The organism is Salipaludibacillus daqingensis, from assembly GCF_029891575.1.
Taxonomy (GTDB): Bacteria; Bacillota; Bacilli; order Bacillales; family Salisediminibacteriaceae; genus Salipaludibacillus; species Salipaludibacillus daqingensis.
Genome location: NZ_JARZHF010000001.1, coordinates 184,434 through 206,646, shown reverse-complemented (window position 1 = coordinate 206,646; position 22,213 = coordinate 184,434). Strand labels below are relative to the sequence as shown.

Below are 22,213 nucleotides of genomic sequence, written 5' to 3'. Positions count from 1 at the left end.
AATCAAAAAAATATGATAGAATAAGAAAAATTCAGACTTTACACTTGAAAAATTTGTTCAAATCATCAACAATAGTAATAATAACTTTTTAACACATAAAAGCGATAAAGAAAGTTGAGGTAGATATAACATGCGATTTTTGACAGCAGGGGAGTCTCACGGTCCCGAATTAACAGCGATCATTGAAGGGGTTCCTAGTCAACTTCCTTTAACCGTAGAAGATATAAATGAACATTTGGCACGTAGGCAAAAAGGATACGGACGCGGCCGTAGGATGCAAATCGAAAAAGATCAAGTCACAATTACAAGTGGTGTTCGTCATGGCAGAACAACAGGTGCGCCTATTACACTGCATGTAGAAAACAAAGATTGGACTCATTGGACAAAAATAATGGGAGCAGAACCTTTATCAGAAGATGAAGAACAAGAAGTGAAGAGAAAACTAACTCGTCCGCGTCCGGGACATGCGGATTTAAATGGCGCGATTAAATATCGACATCGCGATATGCGGAACGTATTAGAACGATCATCTGCAAGAGAGACAACAGTTCGTGTGGCGGTTGGAGCTGTTGCTCAAGTATTATTAAAACAATTCGACATTCACCTCTGTGGGCATGTGTTAGAGATAGGTGATGTTGTTAGTGAACAAAAGCCCTATGATTCTCTGAAGTCTCTTCAAGAAGTAACAGAAGCTTCTGAAGTTCGGTGTGCAGATGAACATGCATCGGAAAAAATGAAGGAAGCGATCGATGAAGCTAAGAAAAACGGAGATTCTATCGGAGGAATTGTAGAAGTGATCGCAGAAAACGTTCCTGTAGGTCTAGGAAGTTTTGTTCACTATGATCGAAAACTCGATGGAAAGATTGCTCAATCCGTGTTGAGTATTAATGCCTTTAAGGGAGTAGAAATCGGTCTTGGTTTTGAAGCAGCAAGAATGAATGGAAGCAAGGTACATGATGAAATTGCCCATGATGAGGAAAAAGGTTTTTACAGAAAATCCAATCGCTTAGGTGGTTTCGAAGGTGGAATGACGAACGGAATGCCAGTTGTTGTTCACGGGGCAATGAAACCTATTCCGACGCTCTATAAACCTCTACAAAGTGTTGATATTGAGTCAAAAGAACCTTTCACAGCGAGTATTGAACGATCGGATAGTTGCGCTGTTCCAGCGGCGGCTGTCGTATGTGAGGCAGCTGTTGCTTGGGAAATAGCTGATGCATTTCTAGACAAATTTGGTTCAGATACAATGGATGATATAAAAAAACACTATGAATCATATATTGATGAAGTGAGGAAGTTTTAAATGAAACCTCGTTTAAAGATCAAGAGCGAATCACACGAGTATCCTGTTTATATTGAAAACGGCGTGCGCCACGAAACATATCAAGTCATAACGGAATCGTTGGATAAACCAGCAAGCTCTTACATGGTCATAGCTGATAAGACTGTGGCTGATTTGTACTTGGATGACGTTATGTCCTCATTTCCTTGTGAGGATAAACCTTTTGTTTCAATAATACCTAGTGGCGAAGCATCAAAATCGTTATTCCAGTATGAGCAACTGCTGACAGACGCACTTGAAAGAGGGCTTGATCGACAAGCGGTTATCATTGCTTTAGGAGGCGGTGTAACCGGAGATTTAGCAGGGTTTGTAGCTGCTACATATATGCGAGGGGTTCGATTTATTCAACTACCATCAACTTTATTAGCACATGATTCTAGCGTCGGGGGAAAAACTGGTGTTAACCACCCTCTAGGAAAAAATTTAATTGGGGCCTTCCATCCACCTTCAGCGGTCATCTATGATTCGGAAATGCTCACATCAATGCCAGAAAAAGAATGGCGTTCAGGATTTGCAGAAGTCATTAAACATGGATTTATTGCAGATGTAACCTTTTTAGATTGGCTACAAGAAAATGTCTCCTCTTTTTCGTCGTGTTCAAGTGAAACAATAAATACGATGTTAGCACGATCCATTCAAGTAAAAGCGACGATTGTACAAGAAGATGAGAGAGAACAAGGTGTGCGAGCTTTTCTAAATTTTGGGCATACGTTAGCCCATGGGATTGAAGCTGAACTTGGATATGGGGAAATTACCCATGGGGAAGCTGTTGTGATAGGCATGATTTTTGCTCTGAAATTAAGTGAAAATTATTATGAAAAGCAATTAGATTATGATCATATTATTAATTACTTGACCGAATTAGGATATGACTTACAGATTCCGACGACTTGTTCTTTTGAGAATTTAATAAAACGTATGAAATTAGATAAAAAAGCTGCAGATAAAATGATAAGGTTTGTTCTTTTAGAAGACATAGGTAAGCCGAAGTTAGTTGCGGTGGAAGATGAAAGAATCCTATCTTTGCTAGAACGAGAGGGGGAGCTTTTATGATTAGAGGAGTTAGAGGGGCGACAACGGTAACAAAAAATGATAAGGATGCGATTCTTCAAGCCACTATTGAAGTGATGGAAGAAATCCAGCGTGAAAATCATATCCATCCAGATGATATCTCGCATATTATCATTACGATGACGAATGATTTAAATGCGACATTTCCAGCAAGAGCATTAAGGGAAATAAAGGGATTTCAGTATGTCCCCGTCATGTGTGCCCAAGAAATTAAAGTGCCAGGAAGCTTACCAAGGTGCATTCGCTTAATGGTTACTGTTAATACGTCAAAGAAACCCGATGAGATTCATCATGTATACTTAAAAGAAGCAGTACATCTTAGACCAGACTTATCCTTGACAAATGAACAAGAAACGCGTTAGGATAAATGATAAGTTTAGTGAAGATGAGAGTATAGCTGAGAGAATTACCGTGTTTAATCGTAAAAATAGTCACTATATAGTTGTTAATGATTAATTGTTTCGTTCATATTAAAAAAGATGATCTGAGAACAATTTGTTCCTAATAGTAAATTTGAGAAGAGCAGAGTTGAGGAGAGCAGAGAAGAGAGTATCTTAAATTGGATACGTCTGCCCCCTATGGGCAGACGTTTTTTAGTTCAGTAAAGTCTAATTCAATTTAAAGGTTTGTTGGTGAAATACGATTTACGATTCGTATTTTCAAAAGGTAATGGAAACTCCTCTAATTTGGTGTTCCATTCGTCCCCCTTCTTCCTCATCCTTCAGCCCTCTTCATCTATAGAGAGGTGATTGACATGTTAGCAATGACAATAGATCAATTTAAAACTGAAGCGAAAACATATGACACAGTTCCTATGTCTGCAAGAGTGTTTGCAGATACGAAAACCCCTATACAACTATTCCATTTATTTAATGAGCAAGCATCGTTTTTACTAGAAAGTAAAGATCCTTTATCCCCATGGTCTAACTATTCATTCATAGGATTAAATCCTAAATATTATATTGAGGATCAATCTGGTGAATTTGTTTTTAAAAATAATCATGGTGAAGTGATTTTTAAAGATAATGAATTTCAAGCCGCGTGGCAACGAGCGTTGAAATATCTAAATGTTTCGCCAGAAATGCCTGACCTTCCATTTCCAGGTGGTGCTGTCGGATATTTAGGATTTGAAGCATACCATTATTACGAACCGAGATTGCCTTCTTCGAGTGGCGATGAACGGGACGTTTTCTTTATGTTTTGCGAGACAATTTTAGCATATCAACACGAAAAAGAAGAATTAACAGTCGTTCATTTGCAAGATACTTCTCAATCCGTTCCGCCAGTTGCTTTTGAAACAGGAAAACAAAGAATTACTGAGATACTTCGAATGATCGAAGAAGATGTTATGACACCAGCGACGATGACACCGCTAAGCGATTCTTTAGAGGAAGATATATTTAAAAATGTGCAGTCGAATTATACAAAAGATGATTATATGGCACATGTAAAAGAAATCAAAGAGTACATTGCAGCAGGTGATATATTTCAAGCAGTCTTATCGCAAAGGTTTGAATTGCCAGTACAATCAGATGGTCTTTCATTGTATCGTGTGTTAAGGAAAATTAATCCTTCTCCATATTTGTATTATATTCGCTGTCATGACCAAGAAATTATCGGTAGCTCTCCTGAACGTCTCGTAAAAGTAGATGTTAATAAGGAGTTGGAAATCCATCCAATCGCAGGTACGAGAAAAAGAGGACGAGATGCAGCAGAAGATCAAGCGCTAGCAGATGATTTGCTAGCAGATGAAAAAGAAAGAGCGGAACACTTAATGCTAGTGGATTTAGCTAGAAATGATATTGGAAGAGTGAGTGAATATGGTTCTGTTAAGGTAAAAGACATGATGGATGTTTCTTATTTTTCACACGTGATGCACTTAACAACAAAAGTTACCGGTAATCTAAAAAAACAAGCTCACCCATTTGAAGCCCTATTTTCGACACATCCAGCTGGAACAGTATCTGGAGCACCAAAAGTTCGTGCAGTGGAGATTATACAACAATTAGAGAAAATGAGAAGAGGGGTCTATGCAGGGGCGATAGCCTACTGTGGGTTTAACGAAGCGATTGACTCATGTATTGCGATTCGAACAATTGTCCTGAAAAAAGGCGTTGCATACGTGCAAGCAGGAGCAGGTGTTGTTCAAGACTCCGTTCCGGAAAACGAATATGAAGAGACGAGAAATAAAGCGAAAGCATTAATATATGCCATTAAGTTAGCTGAGAAGAGATATCAACAAGAGGAGGTCACAAAGAGATGAGCAGAGCACTAGACAAACTCATGGCAAAACAAACCTTAACAGAGAAAGAAGCAGAAAACCTTGTAATAGAAATGATGCAAGGAGAACGGTCTCATGAAGAGATGGCAGCGATCTTATCTATCCTTCAGTACAGAGGGGAATCTGTTGATGAAATCGTAGGTTTCGCAAAAGGAATGCAACAAAAAAGTGTTCGCGTCACATTGCCTTTTCCAGTGATGGATACGTGTGGAACAGGCGGCGACGGATCGAGCACGTTTAATATTTCTACAGCTGTTGCGATTTTATTAAGTTCTATGAGCGTGAAAGTAGCTAAACACGGAAATCGCAGTGTATCATCTAAAACAGGCAGTGCCGATGTGTTAGAAGAGTTAGGTATTCCCTTTCAACAGAATGAAAAGGAAGCTGCAAGTATGCTCGAAAAACATCATCTTTCCTTTTTATTTGCGCCAGTTTATCATGCTGCAATGAAACACGTAGCTCCAGTTCGAAAACAATTAGCGATGAAAACCGTGTTTAATTTATTAGGTCCTTTAACGAACCCAGCAGGGGCTTCTAGGCGAATCATTGGTGTGTATGATCACCAAGCGGCTAAAAAAATGGCAGAAGCTTCTCTAAGATTAAATATAGAACGTGCGTTATTTGTAACTGGAGAAGATGGTTTAGATGAAATTACTGTTCAAGGAAAAACATCAATTATAGAAATTCGCGATGGTGAGCTGCATGAATATTCGTTCTCACCTGAAGATGCAGGTATTTCTCGACATTCGCTTGAAGGTGCAATAGTCGAAAATGCTCGAGAAAGTGCTTCACTTATTCAATCCGTTTTTCAAGAAGAAGCACCAGAAGCGGCGAGAGATTTGATTTTACTTAATGCTGGAGCAGGGTTATATGTGCAAGGTAGAGCATCATCGATTGCAGAAGGAGTGCACGAGTGTAGAAAAGCTTTAGGTGTTTCTGTAACGAATCATTTAGAAGCACTTCGTAATGAGAAAGGGGCGTCTACAGCTTCATGACTATATTAGATAAAATAGTTGCAAAAAAAATCGAAGAATTAGCGTCAATTGAAATTCCAACAGAACGTCTTGTTAATAAACCGAAAAGATCTCTTTGTCAATCAATCCAGTCAGCTCATCATCCATTAGGGCTGATAGCAGAAGTGAAAAAAGCAAGTCCTTCAAAAGGGATCATATCAGCTGATTTTCACCCATTAGAAATTGCGGAATCTTATGAAAAATTACAAGTTGCCGGAATATCTGTATTAACAGATAAAGAGTTTTTTCATGGGGACCCTCGTTATTTGACGAACATTAAACAGGAAGTAAATATACCTATCCTTCGAAAAGATTTTATTATTGATGAAAAACAAGTAACGTATTCTGAGAGAATAGGTGCGGATGCTATTTTATTAATCGCAGCGATTCTTGAAGGAAATCAGCTTGCTGAACTGCACGCACAGGCGGCCGAATTAGGACTGGATGTATTAGTAGAAGTGCATAATGAAAAGGAATTAGAAAAAGTTCTTCAGCATGTGTCCCCTTCAATGATTGGCGTCAATAACCGAGATTTAAATACATTTGAGACAGATCTTACAACAACGAAACGGTTGTATCCACTTATCCCAAAGGGAGTTCAACTAATCTCTGAAAGCGGCATTCATTCAAAAAAAGATGTCGATTTTCTTAAAGAAACGAAAGCGGATGGACTTCTCATCGGTGAAGCTTTTATGAAAAGCGAAAATAAAAAGGCTTTTTTAGACTCTCTATTTTACGTGGGGGACGTCACATGAAACCGATATTAAAGTTTTGTGGAATGAGATCACCAGAAGATTATCAAAAAGGGGTTTCATCACATGTTGACATGATTGGTTTTATATTTGCCGAAAGTAAACGTCAAGTAAAACCAGATGATGTTGCCAAGTGGCAACAGGAATTCCCGAAAAAGCAGCATCAAAAAATTATTGGCGTCTTTGTCAATGAATCGACGAAAAGCATTATCGAAAAAGCAACTCAGGCAGATCTTGATGTTATCCAGCTTCATGGGAACGAAACGGTTAATGAGCTCCTAACGATAAAAGAAGCTACAGGAAAAATAATATTTAAAACGATTCACCATAATGAACACGGAATAAAAGAGATGACAAGATTCAGAGGAGTAGCAGACGGTTTTGTCATCGATACAAAGACTCCTGAAGGTTGGGGTGGGACAGGCGTCCAATTTGATTGGAATGCTATTCCTAGCTATTCAGAAGAAGCAAAGTTTCAAGGAGTTCCATGTTTGATTGCTGGTGGGGTGAATGTTGAAAATATTAAAAAATTAATGACTTATAAACCGATAGGAATTGATATATCGTCCGGTACTGAATCGGATAATAAAAAAGACGAAAGGAAGATGGACATCATGACAAAAGCGGTTAATCAAACGTATACAGCTCCTGATTATTTAGGGAGATTTGGTCCATTTGGAGGAAAGTACGTTCCTGAAACATTAATGTATGCGTTAGAAGAGTTGGAAGAAGCGTATGACTCTATTCGAAACGATGAAAGTTATGCAAAAGAACTAAATAAAGAATTGAAAGAGTATTCGGGTCGACCAACAGCACTAACTTATGCGGATAGGTTAACAAAAGCTTATGGTGGCGCAAAAATTTATCTGAAAAGAGAAGATTTAAACCATACAGGTGCTCATAAAATTAATAACGCTCTTGCGCAAGGTCTATTAGCAAAGAAAATGGGTAAAACACAAATCATTGCTGAAACAGGAGCAGGGCAGCATGGTGTGGCTTCAGCAACAGTTGCTGCTAGGTTTGGTATGTCATGTAAAGTATTTATGGGAGCTGAAGATATTCGGCGACAAGAACTGAACGTTTTTCGAATGCGTTTACTAGGAGCGGAAGTAATCGAAGTCCATTCTGGTGGAAAAACGTTGAAAGATGCGACAAATGAAGCGATTCGGCATTGGGTGGCGAATGTTCATGATACATTTTATTTGATTGGAAGTGTGGTTGGTCCCCATCCATACCCAATGATGGTGAGAGATTTTCAAAGTATTATTGGAGAAGAAAGTAAAAAACAAATGACAGAAAGAATAGGGCGTTTACCTGATGAAGTGGTTGCTTGTGTAGGTGGAGGAAGCAATGCTATGGGCATGTTTTATCCTTTTATTGAAGAAAATGTAAGGTTAACTGGCATTGAGGCAGCAGGGAAAGGGGTTAATACTCCTGATCATGCAGCAACTCTTTCGAAAGGAAGAAAAGGTGTTTTACACGGGTCGTTATCTTATTTACTGCAAGATGAAGATGGTAACATTACGGAGCCTTATTCTATTTCTGCTGGTTTAGATTACCCAGGTATAGGTCCCGAGCATGCCCATTTAAGAGATATAAAACGTGTGAACTATCATGCTGTAACAGACGATGAGGCAATGGAAGCATTAGAAGATCTATGTAGACTTGAAGGGATTCTTCCTGCAATTGAAACGGCTCATGCGTTAGCTCATGTTCGTAAAATAGCTCCTGAATTATCTGAAGATGACGTCATACTAGTGTGCTTATCGGGAAGAGGAGATAAAGATGTGCACACGATTCAGCAAGTATTGGAGGATAAAAACCAATGAACCGATTAAAACAAGATGCATTTCAACAAAAGCAAGAAAGATTTGTACCTTATATTATGAGCAGCGACCCCTCGTTTGACGCATCGATCGATGTGGCGTTAACGTTGCAAGAGGCAGGAGTAGATGCAGTGGAATGGGGAGTCCCTTTCAGCGATCCTCTTGCTGATGGTCCTGTCATTCAAGAAGCCGGTGAACGAGCAAGAAAAGCTGGTGGGAGCTTAAGGAGAGCTTTTGAAGGGATGAAACAAGCTCGCAAAAGAGGACTAACTGTTCCAGTCATTTTATTTACGTATGTTAATCCAGTATTGTCTGTCGGTTATAAAGAAGTGGTAGAAGCAATGGAAGAAGCGGATATAGATGGCATTTTGATTCCAGACCTCCCATTTGAAGAAAGTGATGAACTAAGAGAACTTTGCCAAGCGGCAAATATATCGCTTATATCTTTAATAGCACCAAGTTCTAGTCACCGGATGGAAAAAATCAGTCGATTAGGCGATGGATTTCTATACTATGTTACCTCTTTAGGAGTAACAGGGACACGGCAAAGTTTCTCAGAACAAGTGTCTGAATCGATCAAAGAATTAAAAATGACAGCTAATGTTCCTGTATTAGCAGGTTTTGGTATTTCTACTCGTGACCAAGTCCGTCACTTCCAATCAATTGCGGACGGTGTTATTGTAGGGAGCGCTCTCGTAAGGTTTATAGCTGACCGGGAAACAGCACTAATAGACGAAAAAAACAAAAAATTAGCACTTCTCGAAATAAAAGAGTTTGTGCAAGAGCTGATTTCGTAATAGTATAGAGGATAAATACTGTTTTGCAGGTGGAGGGGAAGTCATTGAAAGTCAAACAATCCATGGTAGGTCTTGAACCTTACAAACCAGGAAAACCAATTGAAGAAGTGAAAAGAGAATTAGGATTGGATGAAGTCATCAAATTAGCTTCAAATGAAAATCCATATGGTAGTTCAGCAAAAGTAGAAAAAGCGATTATCGAAGAATTTCAAAACATTGCCGTTTATCCAGATGGATATGCGAGAGAACTGCGCATAAAAACTGCTGATCACCTCGGAGTAAATGTGGAGCAATTGATCTTCGGAAATGGGTCAGATGAAGTCATTTTAATACTTTGTCGCTCATTTTTAACTGCAAAAGATAATATTGTCACGGCAGATCCAACGTTTTCACAATATGCCCATAATGCCGTTATCGAGGGGACAGAAATCAAAGCAGTTCCTTTAATAAATGGGGTGCATGATTTAGATGAAATGCTAAATCAAATCGATGAACATACGAAGATGGTTTTCGTATGTAATCCAAATAATCCTACCGGAACGTATGTGAATGACGAAGCATTTATGTCTTTCTTAAAACAGGTACCTAAGGATGTTCTTGTCATAAGCGATGAAGCTTATTCTGAATATGTGACAGCAGAAGACTATCCTAATACGCTTCCATTGTTAGATGAGTATCCTAACTTAATGATATTACGAACTTTTTCGAAAGCATATGGTCTTGCATCGTTAAGAGTAGGTTATGGAGTGGCTAGTGCAAAGTTAATTAGAGAAATTGATCCAGGAAGAGGGCCATTTAATACGAATACGATTGCGCAAAAAGCTGCGTTAACCGCGTTAGATGATCAGAAATTTATCCAATCATGTTATGAGAAAAACAAACAAGAAATGAAAAAGTACGAAGATTTCTGTGAAAAAAATGGTTTTGAGTACTACCCTTCACAAGCAAACTTTATATTGATGGACTTGAAAAAACCAGGAACGGATATTTTTAATTACTTGTTAGCTAAAGGATTTATTACGAGAAATGGAGAAGCGCTAGGTTTTCCAACATCTGTTCGAATAACAATTGGGACGCCAGAACAGAATGATAAAATCATTGCTGAATTAACAAAGTGGCTCGTTTAGGAGGAACACTGTGAGTAGACGAATATTAATTATTGGGCTGGGGCTCATAGGTGGCTCCCTTGCCTTAGCTATAAAAAAAGGATATCCAGAAACGATAATCACGGGATATGATATTGATTCACAAGCAACAAAGCTTGCAAATAGTTTGCAAATTATTGATGAGAAAGCTTCTTCTATTGCAGAAGAAGCTCCTCTTGCTGATGTGATCATTTTATCAACCCCTGTGGAGAGCTCGATTCATATTTTAACGGAATTGCAGAGTCTCCCTTTAAAACAAGGTTGTCTTATCACGGATGTTGGTAGCACAAAACAAACCGTCGTAGAAAAAGGGCGACAATTATGCGGAAAAGGAGTTTACTTCATTGGAGGGCACCCGATGGCAGGTTCTCATAAAACAGGGGTAGAAGCTTCGCGGGAACGATTATTCGAAAACGCCTTTTACATATTAACGCCATCAGAAGAAGTTCCAACATCAAAGATGATTCAATTGCAAAACATCTTAAAAGCTACAAAAGCCAAATTTATTGAACTAGATCCAGAAACGCATGACCGTTTTTCTGGTCTCATTAGTCATTTACCACATATCATTGCATCTGCTCTCGTTCATCAGGTGGCAAAGGTAGGAGAAAAAGAGCCATTAGTATCACAGTTAGCCGCAGGTGGATTTCGTGATGTAACAAGAATCGCATCGGCATCTCCATCCATGTGGAGAGATATTCTATTGCATAATCGGGACTTGCTGTTGCCAATGTTATCTGATTGGAAAGATATTATGAATGACGTGGAACAAATGATTCACGAGGAAGACGAAGAGAAAATATACGCGTTTTTTTCCGATGCAAAACAAGTGAGAGATCAATTGCCTTCAAAAAAGAAAGGGGCATTGATGCCTTTTTACGATTTGTTTGTCGATGTTCCCGACCATCCAGGGGTGATCTCTGACGTCACTGCTATTTTAGCCGAAGCAAATATAAGCATAACGAATATCCGTATTATTGAAGCAAGAGAAGATATTATGGGAGTATTGCGACTTAGTTTTCGCTCCGAAGAAGATTTAACACTTGCAAAAGCTATACTATTAGAACATATGTATGACACGTATGAGGCACCTTAATGTCTAAAACGAAGGGGGAAATTCGATGAACGAAGTAGTAAAACCAGTTGAAAAAAAGCTAAAAGGAACTGTAACGATACCAGGAGATAAATCGATTAGCCATCGCGCCGTTTTATTTGCTTCCTTAGCAGAAGGAGAGTCAATCATTACTGGATTCCTTCGAGGCGATGACTGTCTTAGCACGATTGCCTGTATGAGAAAATTAGGTATTCAAATTGATGAAGAAGATGATCGTATTGTCGTTAAAGGAAAAGGATTAAATGGTTTAACGGAACCAAGTGAGGTACTAGATGTAGGAAACTCGGGTACGACGATTCGCCTTTTGTCGGGAGTGTTAGCCGGTCAAAACTTCTCGTCTGTTGTTGTCGGAGATGACTCTATTGCGAAAAGACCGATGGGAAGAGTAACGGGGCCTTTGAAAATGATGAATGCTTCAGTAGATGGTCGGAAAAATGCTGAATATACACCATTTCAACTTCGTGGAGGTAATCTGAAAGGGATTCACTACATTTCTCCTGTGGCAAGTGCACAAGTTAAATCGGCGATTTTACTTGCTGGGCTATATACACCTGAAGAAACAAAAGTGACAGAACCTTCTAAATCAAGAGATCATACGGAGAGAATGCTAGAAAGTTTCGGTGTCGATGTAAGTGTGACAGATTACTCAGCTGCTGTTAAAGGTGGGCAACAATTGAAAGGGACATCGATTGAAGTTCCAGGTGACATTTCATCTGCTACTTTCCTTCTCGTTGCAGGAGCGATCGTACCAGGAAGTGAAATAACGCTTGAAAATGTCGGGATGAATCCGACGAGAACAGGTATCATTGATGTTCTCCACCGAATGGGGGCAGATTTATCGATCGACAATGAAAGGAAGCTTGGTGGGGAACCGACGGCTGATTTAACGATTCGTTATTCGAATCTTTCTGCCATGACGATTGATGGGGATTTGATTCCTCGCCTCATTGACGAAATCCCTGCAATTGCTGTATTAGCTTCTCAGGCACAAGGAACGACAGTTATTAGAGATGCACAAGAGCTTAAGGTAAAAGAAACGAATCGAATTGATACAGTTGTTCAACAACTAGTTAAACTAGGAGTAGATATGGAAGCGACAGAGGATGGGATGATTATTCATGGGAAGTCGACCATTCAAGGTGGAACGGTCCAGAGTTACCATGATCATCGTATAGGGATGGCGATGGCTTTATGTGGGCTGATTGCTAGTTCTCCTGTCCGTGTCGAGGATACTGATGCTATTGCTGTTTCTTACCCAACATTTTTTCAAGATTTAAATACACTTACAGAAGGTTAATGAAAACAGCTACACAAAATTGTGTAGCTGTTTTATTGTGTTTTGAGGGTGTGTAGATTACGAAAAGAGATGGAGGCGATATAGAAAGTTATCAAATATCTCCATTTATCGCAACATTGAAAGCATATCCTCTTCTACTATGTCATAGCTTGTCTATAAAGCAGTAGGTTTATTTCACTAAGAGTAGTGAAAAAGCTAGAGCGATAACATGAACGGAGTTGGAGGCTTATGAAATATTATATGGAGGTATGGGATCATGTTACGAATAATCAAAAAAGAGTGTTAGTCGACAACGGAGAAATTCGTTTTTGTCCGAATAGTGTAGAAGAACGAAATATTTATGAAATGGATACAAGTGCATTTAACGTCTACTCTGGAAAAGTGAAGCTAGATAGAGATGTTGGGTTTGCTTTTCAGAATGGGCACGGAATGTCCTATGTAAAGAGAATGCTGTTATATGGTTTTTCATCGTTTATCTATGTTGTCGATATAGATTATGAGAGTTTAACAGAGCGGCTAATTGAAGAAGCAAGGCAGCACTTTAAAACTTGTCCTATCGATTATATATTGGCAGTAAGAGTTCCGTTAGAAAGATTGACGCAGTCTTGGATTCGAAAGTTAAAAGTATTGTCTATTCCGTTAACATTTTTTTATGTTCATTCAGAAGAAGAACTCATTCATGCCCCATGGCAACGATACCTTGAAGCTGCATTCCCTGTTAGGATGATGTTTTTGATAGATCAATATCATGTTGATTTGCATGAAAAAGAGCAACAGTCGATTTTACAAGGGTGGGAGCGAATTGTTAAGCACTGGAGAGTAAATAGTTACTTTCGGATTCCTAAGCCGTTAGAAAAGGCACCACTGCTTTTTTTAAAGAGGTTAGGGTTATATCCCCAAAAAGGAAGTTTCGACTCTGGTAGTGACGCTGACTACTTTATGTATCTCGATAAAGTAGAAGGTGATACTCCAATTGTATTACCAGATATTATTGTCCTTCGAGGAAATATAGTGAAACATGGAACAACTTGGCTTATTGAAGGAGAAAAAGGCCGAGAGCTCACCTCCATTGTTCCTGAACAATTCCTACCAATTAACGCCGTTTATCAATACGATTAGTTTTCAATCTTAAACAATTGTGCTCAACATTTGACTCATGAGGTGGGTTCGTTAAAATGGGGAGAGACATATGAAAAGAAAGGAAGCAAATCTATGATGAATGAAAAGCTAGCAGGTGCTATTAAATTAATTGAAGAAGGACAGCATGAGGAAGGACTCAAAAATATAGAAGCATTGGAAGTTTCGGCTGATGATGAAACGAAACGAACAATTGCAGAACTTTATTTTGAACTAGGTCTTGTCGATCGATCAGTAATCCTTGTTGAAGAGTTGATGTTTACTTATCCAGATCACGGAGAGTTATTTGCTTTTGCAGCAGAATGTTACAGTGAATTAGGGAAAGAAGACGAGGCTATTGAGATGCTAAGTGAAATTGACAAAGGAGATGCAGCTTACATCCAGGCACAACTTCTTTTAGCAGATTTGTATGAAAATCAAGGATTAGAAGAAGTGGCTGAGAAAAAGCTACTCGAAGCGATAAAAAATGAACCTGGTAATGCGGTCCTTCAATTTGGTTTAGGCGAGTTCTATTTAAATCGTGGAGATTATCAGCAAGCAATTTCTAATTATAAAAAAGCCATCCATCAAGGAAACCTCCCAGATGAATTACCGATTCAACCACAACTGAAATTGGCAGAAGCATATAGTATCACAGGCCAGTTTGAAGATGCGATGAATTATTATAGAGAAGGATTAGAAGAAGAAGAAACACCGGATGGACTATTTGGATTTGGTTATACTGCACTACAAATTGACGATATTGATACGGCTGTAAAAACGTTTACGAGACTTTTAGAGATGGATCCGGACTATACTAGCGTCTATCCATATTTAGCCAGAGCCTTTATAGCTCAGAAAAAGCTGGACGAAGCTACCGATACATTGGAAGAAGGTATTAAAAAAGATGAGTTTAACGAAGAATTATACTTAGAATTAGCCAAACTGCAGTTTTCAAAAGGATTACACTCCGAAGGAAAAGTTTTTTTGGAGAAAGTCATTGCGCTGAACCCATCAAATTTATCTGCAGTTAAAGAGTTGCTTATTTATTTTGATAAAGAAGAAGATTTTGAAGGTATCCTTGACCTTGTGACATTCCTTGATGATTATGGTGAATTTGATCCAGTATATGAACGCTACCGAGCGAAAGCGTTATTTGAACAAGATGATATGAAAGGAGCAGCAGAAGCATATGATACGGCTTTACAATCTTTAAGTAGGGATGAAAGGCTTCTTGAAGAAGCCGCATTTACATTTCTTGCTGTCAAAAACAAAGAAAAAGGGATTGCGTTGTTAGAAGAATTACTTTTACTACAACCGGACCGATTAGATATTGAAGAAAGGCTTATTGACTTGAAAAAATAAGCCGAATTCATTGAGATTAAGAGATTAATAAAACAAAATTAAGGGAATAAGAAAATTAAGATAAATCTAGCAGGATTTTTCGATTACATGGAGAATAGTTATAAGTATATAAGGCATTTTCAATCATTTTAGACGGGGGTACTTCTTGTTGGGGTTATGCAGTTTAGTTCACCGACGGATGAAAGGGACATTGGTGGAAATCAAGGTGAGAACATCTGTTGGTTGAATTCATTATCAAAAGCTTGAAAAGGTAGGAAAAAGGAAAGTGTGTTCTGTCCCTGTTGTGGTTTAAAAAAAGGGAGGGGTCGTGATGAACAATCCAGTTCCAGTAATGGAAAAGCGTGATTTTTTGAAGTGGTTTTTAGAGTCGTATCAGCTAAAACGCCGTGAGTGCGCATGGCTGTTGAACTTTTTAATGAGTGATGACATCTTAATGGAACGAGTTCACTTTGTTGAGCAAGCCGAGCATTGTCCGAAAGCTTTAATGATTTCGGCTAATGATGTGGAGCATGTCCCATTTGCTTTTCACAAAAATCAGCACGTAACAATGGATGCAGAGAAATCATTTCATGACATTCGCTTGAATCGGAACGAGGATATATATATCCAGTTGAACTTCAAAGAAAAACAAACGTTACCTCAGTATATGGCTGTATTAGAGGAGAACCCTTACCTACCAGTAAATGAAGCAGAAGAAAACTTACAAGGATTATTGGCAGAAATGATTTTAGATGAATCGATACGTATGCAAAGTATGAAAATGCTTGAAGAAGAGATTGATCTTGCTTTAGTGAACGGGGATGAAACAACGTTCCAAGACTTAGCAAAAAAATATTCTGCTTTAAAAGCCCTTGAAGACTAAGGGCTTTTCTTTTGGGGAAACCTGTTCATACTAGAGAAAATAATTGTATATTTAAGAGTGTGATAGTTGAATATAGTTCATGAGGAGGCTAACAATGAAGTGGAAAGTAACCGACATCGATACCTATCAACAAGCAAAGGAATATGTCGATACAGCCGTCATTCCTCTCATACCTTTGCAATGGGGGAAATCGGAAAAAGAAACGATTACAATGGGAGAGTTCACGGAATACATAACAGATCGAATTGAAAATCAATTTACAGGCAGAGTATTTTTAATGCCCCCATTTACTTATTTAAAAACGGAGTCTTCGGAAGAAAAACTTCGCAGATTAATGGAATGGGATGCTCATTTGTTTCAACAAGGATTTAAATATGTTTTTTATGTTACTTCAGATGTAGCATGGAAATCATTAGATAAAAAACTTCCTGATGAGTTGATTTGGATTCCTGCAATTTCAAGTGAGACAATGAATTCCGATCAATTAAAAAAAACAGTAGAGCAACAAACTAGCCAAATTATGCCCTTATTTACGGGGAAATGGCAAACAGAACCAAATAATCGAGATGAATAAGACATTATTCTTCTAAAATGATTAGTGTGATTTTATTGACAGTGCACGTTTTATTGGGCTATCATAATAATGTCTTAGTATGTTTTAAGTGTGTGAAATTTGTGTGAAGATTTGGATGTGAGGAGGGAAGGTTGTGAGCGAAAAAAAGCACCGGGTTTCAAGACGTCAATTTTTAACTTATACATTAACTGGTGTAGGTGGCTTTATGGCTGCGGGAATGCTTAGCCCAATGGTTAGAATGGCGTTAGACCCTGCGTTAGAAGCTACAGGGGATTCAGAATTTGTATCTGTTGGTCTTGGTGAAGATGAATTAACAGATGAGCCTCAGATTGTCAATTTTCAATTGGAAATTGAAGATGCTTGGTATACATCAGAGCAGCCTCGATCTGCATGGATTTATAAAGATGGAGATGAGATTATTGCTCTTTCACCTATCTGTACGCACCTAGGTTGTACAGTAAACTGGGATTCTAATGAAGATTATCCAGAACAGTTTTTTTGTCCATGTCATTTTGGACGATTTGAGCGAGATGGGACAAACGTTGCAGGCACGCCACCGACGCGACCGTTGGACGTTTATGATGTGGAAGTCCGTGACGGGATGATTTATTTAGGTCAAATCAATCAGCGTAGTTAAAAAGGGGGGCGTAAGGAATGCTACAGAAAGTATATGATTGGGTGGATGAACGTTTAGATATAACACCTTTATGGCGCGATATTGCGGACCATGAAGTACCTGAACACGTAAATCCAGCTCATCACTTTTCTGCTTTTGTTTATTGTTTTGGAGGACTGACATTTTTTGTCGTTGTTATCCAAATTCTTTCTGGAATGTTTTTGACGATGTATTATGTTCCAGATATTATTCATGCATACGAATCGGTTTATTATTTACAAAATGAAGTAACGCACGGGATGATCGTTCGGGGGATGCACCATTGGGGTGCCAGTTTGGTTATCGTCATGATGTTTCTTCATACACTTCGAGTTTTCTTCACTGGTTCATACAAAAAACCTCGTGAATTAAACTGGGTTGTTGGAGTTTTACTATTTTTCGTCATTTTAGGTCTTGGTTTCACTGGGTATTTATTACCTTGGGATATGAAAGCATATTTCGCCACAGTAGTAGGACTTGAAATTGCAGAAAGTGCACCTATTATTGGTGGTTTTGCTAGAACATTATTAGCTGGTGGAGAAATTATTGGGGCACAAACACTAGCACGATTCTTTGCGATTCATGTGTTCTTTTTACCGGGAGCTTTATTAGGATTGTTGGGAGCTCACTTTTTCATGATTCGTAAGCAAGGAATTTCTGGTCCATTGTAAGATGGAACAGATGTGATAAGGAGGGAAAGCTATGCACCGCGGAAAAGGGATGAAGTTCGTAGAGGATTCGCGTGTCCCTGCTGAACGTAAACCGAATATACCTAAGGATTATTCAGAATATCCGGGAAAAACAGAAGCATTCTGGCCGAACTTCTTGCTTCGGGAATGGATGGTTGGGGCTGTTTTTCTAATTGGTTTTTTAGTATTAACTGTGGCTCATCCGGCACCTTTGGAAAGGATTGCAGATCCAACTGACTCTGGCTACATACCTTTGCCAGACTGGTACTTCTTATTTTTGTACCAATTATTAAAGTATGAATTTGCTGCTGGTCAGTATACTGTTATTGGAGCTGTATTAATTCCAGGTGTTGCGTTCGGAGCACTATTACTCGTTCCATGGTTAGACAGTGGAAAAGAAAGACGTCCATTTAAACGTCCAATTGCCAGTGGTCTTATGCTTCTAGGAATAGCTTCAATTATTTTTCTTACTTGGGAATCTGTCGACGATCACGACTGGGAAGCGGCAGCGCAACAAGGGCAAATTGTTGAAGGTGTAGAAGTAGATGAAACAGCAGAGGGGTATGAAATATATCAATCTCAAGAGTCCTGTATCGGTTGTCACGGTGGGGATATGTTAGGTGGAGCAGCAGGACCGAACATATTTGAAAGTGACTACGATGTAGATCAAGTGAAAGACATCATTATTAATGGAGCAGATGGAATGCCAGCTGATCAATTTGAAGGTTCTGACGAAGAACTTGAAACATTAGCAGCTTTTATTGCCAACGATGGGCAAGATCCTGATGGTGATGACGAATAATTAATACATGATAAGAGCTGACTGAGATATATCAGTCAGCTCTTTTTAAAATATCGTTACATAATAGTAAGATAGCAACAAGGCGTGTTAACATGGCTAAAAACTATAGTAAAGGGAGATACCGATGCTTACATATCTATTATCAATTATCGGTCAACGTTGGTTTATATTACTGCTTTTAATCGTCAACATTTTCGGTACAATATACGGATTCATTTGGTATGAAAGCCAGATTGCTGTGACTCCACCTCATTTTCTAATTTTCGTACCTGATAGCCCAACAGCAAGTTTGTTTTTTTGCATTGTTTTAGCTGCTTTTCTATTTGGAAAGAATTTTCCAATCGTGGAAGCGCTAGCTGCGGTTACTTTATTGAAATATGGTGTTTGGGCCGTTGTGATGATTTTAGCGGCAGCGGTAGCAGGGTCTCCTATAGGAATATTAAATTATATGCTCATCGCTTCTCACCTTGGGATGGCGATACAAGGGTTGCTTTATATCCCATACTACAGAATAAAGCCATGGCATCTTATTCTTGTAGCTATATGGACTTTACATAATGATGTCATTGATTATATATACGGCATGCATCCCGGTGTTGCTTCATCCATTCAACCTTATATCCAAGAAATCGCCTATTTTACGTTTTGGTTGAGCATCTTTTCTTTGTTCACGGTCTATGTTTTGAAAAAGGTTTCCACCGAAAGAGAATTAGCATTCAAATAATTCTTGTTAATTCTTCTTGCTTTCTCGGTCTACTCTTGTCCAACTCTTCATAAGATGAAGTATGATAAAGAGGAGGGACAGGCATGAGGAAAGGAAGGTTTACGTCAATATTAACGATGATGCTTTTACTTATAGTTTTCACCGGAGCCTCTAATGCTTATGGTGAAGAGGAAAAGCATTGGAGTGAATTAAATCAAAAGAGTGATACGATTTTACAATATGTGAAACAACATCATTATGACGAGGCAGCGGAAATGCTCGATCATTTTGGAGAGTTATTTCTAAAAATTGATCGGACGAAGTACGAATTAACGATGAATGAGCTTCAAGTGATTACATCCACATATGATGAGGCAGTTCATGCGGTTAAGAGCGCGTCATTATCACATAGAGAAAGAATATTTCACGCTTATCAACTTCGTTTATTGATGGATATTTATGTGAACGAAGATGATCCTTTGTGGCTTAAATTAAAAGAACCGATGTTAAGTTCATTAAATGAATTACTCACTTCAAAGCAGGGAACAACAGAACTATCCGTAAAAAAAGTGAATCATTTTCTTTCCTATTATGAAACAGCGAAACCGACATGGAAAGTTTCCTTATCGCCACAGAGACTTCAAAGAATTGATTCTCAAATAGAATACTTAAAGAAAATGATGGATGAAGGTGATGTTTCGCAACAAGAGTGGGATCAACATATGGAGCGAATCGAAAAAGAATTGTTAGTGATTTTCGCAGGAGAAGGAACAGAAAAGGAATCCGATCCTTCGTTATATTGGCTCATTATAACTATTAGTGGAGCGATTTTCAGCTCGTTAAGTTATGTCGGGTGGAAAAAATATAGAGCGCAGCAAGCAGAAAGATTGAAAAGAAAAAGACGCCAAAACCAGTGAAAGCAAGATCGTTGACATGTTGATGTTCTTTGACTAAAATGAAATTAACTATAAAAGAAGGACATGATTGATAGGAGGAAGGACATTATGTTTGAAACATTCGGTGGCTTTTTAATTTATTTCGCATTGCTACTAATTATCCCTTTTTGGGCTAGTTCAAAAGTAAAAAGTACGTATCGTAAATATTCCCAAATCGCATCTTCTTCAGGTATGACCGGTGCTGAAGTTGCGCGTAAAATATTGAATGATAATGGATTATTTGATGTCGTCGTAGAGCCTGTCAAAGGCCAACTAACAGACCATTATGATCCTCGTAAAAAAGTGGTTCGCTTATCGGAGCATAACTATTACGGTAATTCCGTTGCTGGTGCAGCCGTTGCAGCTCACGAAGTGGGACATGCAATGCAGGACGCAGAGGGTTACAGCTTTTTACGTTTTAGGCATTCTCTCGTACCCGTTGCTAACTTTGGATCTAATACGTCCATTTTCCTAATCATTGGTGGTATGCTTTTATCTATGTCGGGAATGGTTTTAGCAGGGATTATTTTCATGTCTTTTGCTGTTTTATTCCAACTAGTGACACTGCCAGTTGAGTTTAACGCTTCAAGTAGAGCGATGGAACAAGTTGTTTCTGTTGGAGTTATTCGAAATGATGAAGAACGAGAAACAAAAAAAGTTCTTGATGCAGCAGCCTTAACTTATGTGGCAGCAGCACTAGTAGCAGTAGCAGAACTTATTCGATTTATCATGATGTATGTCATGATGAATAACGACTGATCATCTTTCATTAAAACTTTATGTTACAAAAGTCACCGGAAATACATTCCGGTGACTTTTGTTGTATCATGTTATTTATTGAGTTAGTAGGACTTTCACAAAATGCGAAACGAATTAAACTCCTAATGGATTTTTATTCTCGTCTAATGTGAAACCTTCACCCATCACATCATTGACATCTGCAAGTGTGACAAAGGCGTGAGGATCAACTTTAACAATGATATTTTTTAGGCGGACCATTTCATTTCTACTAACAACGCAGTATAGTACTTCACGATCAGCACCTGTAAATGTACCCCGTCCTTTTAGAATCGTTGCACCTCTATCCATTTCCTGCAAGATAGTAGACGCGATTTTTGGAGCATTATCTGAAACGATCATGGCAGCTTTTCCAGAGTATGCACCTTGCTGCATAAAATCAATCACTTTGGCGGCAACAAATACGGCTAATAACGTATACATTGCTTCTCTGTAATTTAAGTATACGAGAGATGAAGTGATGACAACAGCATCAAATACAAACATGGTTCTACCTATGCTCCATCCATAATACTTAAAACCAAGTTTTGCAATAATGTCAACTCCTCCAGTCGTTCCACCGAATCGAAAGACGATTCCCAAGCCGACACCAATAAATACACCTGCGAAGAGAGCGGCTAACGTCATGTCATCATCTAAAGGCATTGCAAAAAATTTGTATCTTTGAAACAACCAAAGAAATACAGAGATAGCAACTGTTCCTATTAACGTATAGATGAATGCATTTCGACCAAGAACTTTCCAACCGATAAAAAACAGAGGGACATTTAAAATTAGGTTTGAATAAGCTGGATCAATATTAAAAATAAAATATAAAATTAATGTAATCCCAGTGAATCCACCGTCTGCTAGATTATTTTCCATGTTAAAGTAAACAAGCCCAAAAGACATAATTGCAGTGCCAATTAAAATAAAAAATACATGTTTAAATTGAATTTTTGTAACCATCGTTCGTACCTCCTTGTTTTTCAGTCGAACTGCTATATTATAATTCATAGGGTAATAAGGTTCAATGGAAAGAAAACATTTGTCAAAAACGTTCGTTTTCGCTACGATAAGCGTGTAGTGTATTGTGA

General features: G+C 38.5%; 22 protein-coding genes. 21 read left to right on the top strand and 1 reads right to left on the bottom strand.

From position 1 onward, the window contains the following. Positions 1-130 precede the first annotated feature (130 nt). From aroC to QDN89_RS00940, 21 genes are all read left to right on the top strand, one after another. Entirely contained in the window at positions 131-1,303 is a 1,173-nt protein-coding gene (gene aroC, locus QDN89_RS01040; RefSeq protein WP_280768224.1) for a chorismate synthase, read from the top strand. Continuing rightward, complete coding sequence (gene aroB / locus QDN89_RS01035) at positions 1,304-2,395, top strand: 3-dehydroquinate synthase (protein ID WP_280768223.1); 1,092 nt, start codon at positions 1,304-1,306, stop codon at positions 2,393-2,395. It begins immediately after the preceding gene. After that, positions 2,392-2,775 (top strand): chorismate mutase, encoded by a 384-nt coding sequence (gene aroH / locus QDN89_RS01030; protein ID WP_280768222.1) that lies wholly within the window; start codon positions 2,392-2,394, stop codon positions 2,773-2,775. The genes aroB and aroH overlap by 4 nt, the downstream gene beginning before the upstream one ends. Positions 2,776-3,167: 392 nt before the next feature. Further along, on the top strand, positions 3,168-4,676 hold the full coding sequence (trpE, locus tag QDN89_RS01025; RefSeq protein WP_280768221.1) for an anthranilate synthase component I: 1,509 nt from the start codon (positions 3,168-3,170) through the stop codon (positions 4,674-4,676). Beyond that, the gene (trpD, locus tag QDN89_RS01020) at positions 4,673-5,689 is read left to right on the top strand and encodes an anthranilate phosphoribosyltransferase (protein ID WP_280768220.1); all 1,017 of its coding nucleotides are present in this window, start codon (positions 4,673-4,675) and stop codon (positions 5,687-5,689) included. The genes trpE and trpD overlap by 4 nt, the downstream gene beginning before the upstream one ends. Next, entirely contained in the window at positions 5,686-6,462 is a 777-nt protein-coding gene (gene trpC, locus QDN89_RS01015; RefSeq protein ID WP_280768219.1) for an indole-3-glycerol phosphate synthase TrpC, read from the top strand. The genes trpD and trpC overlap by 4 nt, the downstream gene beginning before the upstream one ends. After that, positions 6,459-8,288, top strand: coding sequence for a bifunctional phosphoribosylanthranilate isomerase/tryptophan synthase subunit beta (locus QDN89_RS01010; RefSeq protein ID WP_342394361.1), 1,830 nt, complete (start codon positions 6,459-6,461; stop codon positions 8,286-8,288). Before trpC ends, QDN89_RS01010 begins: the two co-directional genes overlap by 4 nt. Then, entirely contained in the window at positions 8,285-9,082 is a 798-nt protein-coding gene (trpA, locus tag QDN89_RS01005) for a tryptophan synthase subunit alpha (RefSeq protein ID WP_280768218.1), read from the top strand. The genes QDN89_RS01010 and trpA overlap by 4 nt, the downstream gene beginning before the upstream one ends. 44 nt (positions 9,083-9,126) lie before the next feature. After that, positions 9,127-10,209, top strand: coding sequence for a histidinol-phosphate transaminase (gene hisC / locus QDN89_RS01000; RefSeq protein ID WP_280768217.1), 1,083 nt, complete (start codon positions 9,127-9,129; stop codon positions 10,207-10,209). Between the two features lie 10 nt (positions 10,210-10,219). Next, entirely contained in the window at positions 10,220-11,323 is a 1,104-nt protein-coding gene (locus QDN89_RS00995) for a prephenate dehydrogenase (RefSeq protein ID WP_280768216.1), read from the top strand. 25 nt (positions 11,324-11,348) lie between these two features. Next, complete coding sequence (gene aroA, locus QDN89_RS00990) at positions 11,349-12,638, top strand: 3-phosphoshikimate 1-carboxyvinyltransferase (RefSeq protein WP_280768215.1); 1,290 nt, start codon at positions 11,349-11,351, stop codon at positions 12,636-12,638. Positions 12,639-12,866: 228 nt separating this feature from the next. Then, entirely contained in the window at positions 12,867-13,757 is an 891-nt protein-coding gene (locus QDN89_RS00985; RefSeq protein ID WP_280768214.1) for a hypothetical protein, read from the top strand. A gap of 93 nt (positions 13,758-13,850) precedes the next feature. After that, positions 13,851-15,119 (top strand): tetratricopeptide repeat protein, encoded by a 1,269-nt coding sequence (locus tag QDN89_RS00980; RefSeq protein WP_280768213.1) that lies wholly within the window; start codon positions 13,851-13,853, stop codon positions 15,117-15,119. 310 nt (positions 15,120-15,429) lie between these two features. After that, entirely contained in the window at positions 15,430-15,981 is a 552-nt protein-coding gene (locus QDN89_RS00975) for a ReoY family proteolytic degradation factor (RefSeq protein ID WP_280768212.1), read from the top strand. A gap of 94 nt (positions 15,982-16,075) precedes the next feature. Continuing rightward, positions 16,076-16,555: a YpiF family protein gene (locus tag QDN89_RS00970; RefSeq protein ID WP_280768211.1), complete on the top strand. Its 480-nt coding sequence runs from the start codon at positions 16,076-16,078 to the stop codon at positions 16,553-16,555. 133 nt (positions 16,556-16,688) lie between these two features. Next, positions 16,689-17,192 carry a QcrA and Rieske domain-containing protein gene (locus QDN89_RS00965; RefSeq protein ID WP_280768210.1) on the top strand — a complete coding sequence of 168 codons (504 nt, stop codon included), beginning with the start codon at positions 16,689-16,691 and terminating at the stop codon, positions 17,190-17,192. 17 nt (positions 17,193-17,209) lie between these two features. Then, positions 17,210-17,881 carry a menaquinol-cytochrome c reductase cytochrome b subunit gene (gene qcrB / locus QDN89_RS00960; protein WP_280768209.1) on the top strand — a complete coding sequence of 224 codons (672 nt, stop codon included), beginning with the start codon at positions 17,210-17,212 and terminating at the stop codon, positions 17,879-17,881. A gap of 31 nt (positions 17,882-17,912) precedes the next feature. Then, positions 17,913-18,701, top strand: a complete 789-nt coding sequence (locus QDN89_RS00955) for a menaquinol-cytochrome c reductase cytochrome b/c subunit (RefSeq protein WP_280768208.1) — start codon at positions 17,913-17,915, stop codon at positions 18,699-18,701. A 124-nt stretch (positions 18,702-18,825) separates the two neighbouring features. Then, a complete protein-coding gene (gene lhaT / locus QDN89_RS00950) occupies positions 18,826-19,425 on the top strand; it encodes a lipoprotein heptaprenylglyceryl N-acetyltransferase LhaT (protein WP_280768206.1) in 600 nt (199 codons plus the stop codon). Positions 19,426-19,508: 83 nt separating this feature from the next. After that, complete coding sequence (locus tag QDN89_RS00945) at positions 19,509-20,321, top strand: sporulation protein YpjB (RefSeq protein ID WP_280768205.1); 813 nt, start codon at positions 19,509-19,511, stop codon at positions 20,319-20,321. Positions 20,322-20,408: 87 nt separating this feature from the next. Continuing rightward, on the top strand, positions 20,409-21,098 hold the full coding sequence (locus tag QDN89_RS00940; protein ID WP_280768204.1) for a zinc metallopeptidase: 690 nt from the start codon (positions 20,409-20,411) through the stop codon (positions 21,096-21,098). Positions 21,099-21,212: 114 nt separating this feature from the next. Here QDN89_RS00940 and QDN89_RS00935 read toward each other — a convergent pair whose 3' ends face one another. Beyond that, complete coding sequence (locus QDN89_RS00935; protein ID WP_280768203.1) at positions 21,213-22,085, bottom strand: YitT family protein; 873 nt, start codon at positions 22,083-22,085, stop codon at positions 21,213-21,215. Positions 22,086-22,213 lie beyond the last annotated feature (128 nt).

Excerpts from the sequence above, each read along its gene's own strand:
- QDN89_RS01010 (WP_342394361.1), top strand. The coding sequence starts at position 6,459 with ATGAAACCGATATTAAAGTTTTGTGGAATGAGATCACCAGAAGATTAT.
- QDN89_RS00970 (WP_280768211.1), top strand. The coding sequence starts at position 16,076 with ATGAAGTGGAAAGTAACCGACATCGATACCTATCAACAAGCAAAGGAA.
- aroA (WP_280768215.1), top strand. The coding sequence starts at position 11,349 with ATGAACGAAGTAGTAAAACCAGTTGAAAAAAAGCTAAAAGGAACTGTA.
- qcrB (WP_280768209.1), top strand. The coding sequence starts at position 17,210 with ATGCTACAGAAAGTATATGATTGGGTGGATGAACGTTTAGATATAACA.
- aroC (WP_280768224.1), top strand. The coding sequence starts at position 131 with ATGCGATTTTTGACAGCAGGGGAGTCTCACGGTCCCGAATTAACAGCG.
- QDN89_RS00975 (WP_280768212.1), top strand. The coding sequence starts at position 15,430 with ATGAACAATCCAGTTCCAGTAATGGAAAAGCGTGATTTTTTGAAGTGG.
- aroH (WP_280768222.1), top strand. The coding sequence starts at position 2,392 with ATGATTAGAGGAGTTAGAGGGGCGACAACGGTAACAAAAAATGATAAG.
- trpD (WP_280768220.1), top strand. The coding sequence starts at position 4,673 with ATGAGCAGAGCACTAGACAAACTCATGGCAAAACAAACCTTAACAGAG.
- QDN89_RS00985 (WP_280768214.1), top strand. The coding sequence starts at position 12,867 with ATGAAATATTATATGGAGGTATGGGATCATGTTACGAATAATCAAAAA.
- QDN89_RS00945 (WP_280768205.1), top strand. The coding sequence starts at position 19,509 with ATGAGGAAAGGAAGGTTTACGTCAATATTAACGATGATGCTTTTACTT.
- QDN89_RS00940 (WP_280768204.1), top strand. The coding sequence starts at position 20,409 with ATGTTTGAAACATTCGGTGGCTTTTTAATTTATTTCGCATTGCTACTA.
- aroB (WP_280768223.1), top strand. The coding sequence starts at position 1,304 with ATGAAACCTCGTTTAAAGATCAAGAGCGAATCACACGAGTATCCTGTT.
- trpC (WP_280768219.1), top strand. The coding sequence starts at position 5,686 with ATGACTATATTAGATAAAATAGTTGCAAAAAAAATCGAAGAATTAGCG.
- trpE (WP_280768221.1), top strand. The coding sequence starts at position 3,168 with ATGTTAGCAATGACAATAGATCAATTTAAAACTGAAGCGAAAACATAT.
- QDN89_RS00935 (WP_280768203.1), bottom strand. The coding sequence starts at position 22,085 with ATGGTTACAAAAATTCAATTTAAACATGTATTTTTTATTTTAATTGGC.
- QDN89_RS00980 (WP_280768213.1), top strand. The coding sequence starts at position 13,851 with ATGATGAATGAAAAGCTAGCAGGTGCTATTAAATTAATTGAAGAAGGA.
- lhaT (WP_280768206.1), top strand. The coding sequence starts at position 18,826 with ATGCTTACATATCTATTATCAATTATCGGTCAACGTTGGTTTATATTA.
- trpA (WP_280768218.1), top strand. The coding sequence starts at position 8,285 with ATGAACCGATTAAAACAAGATGCATTTCAACAAAAGCAAGAAAGATTT.
- QDN89_RS00955 (WP_280768208.1), top strand. The coding sequence starts at position 17,913 with ATGCACCGCGGAAAAGGGATGAAGTTCGTAGAGGATTCGCGTGTCCCT.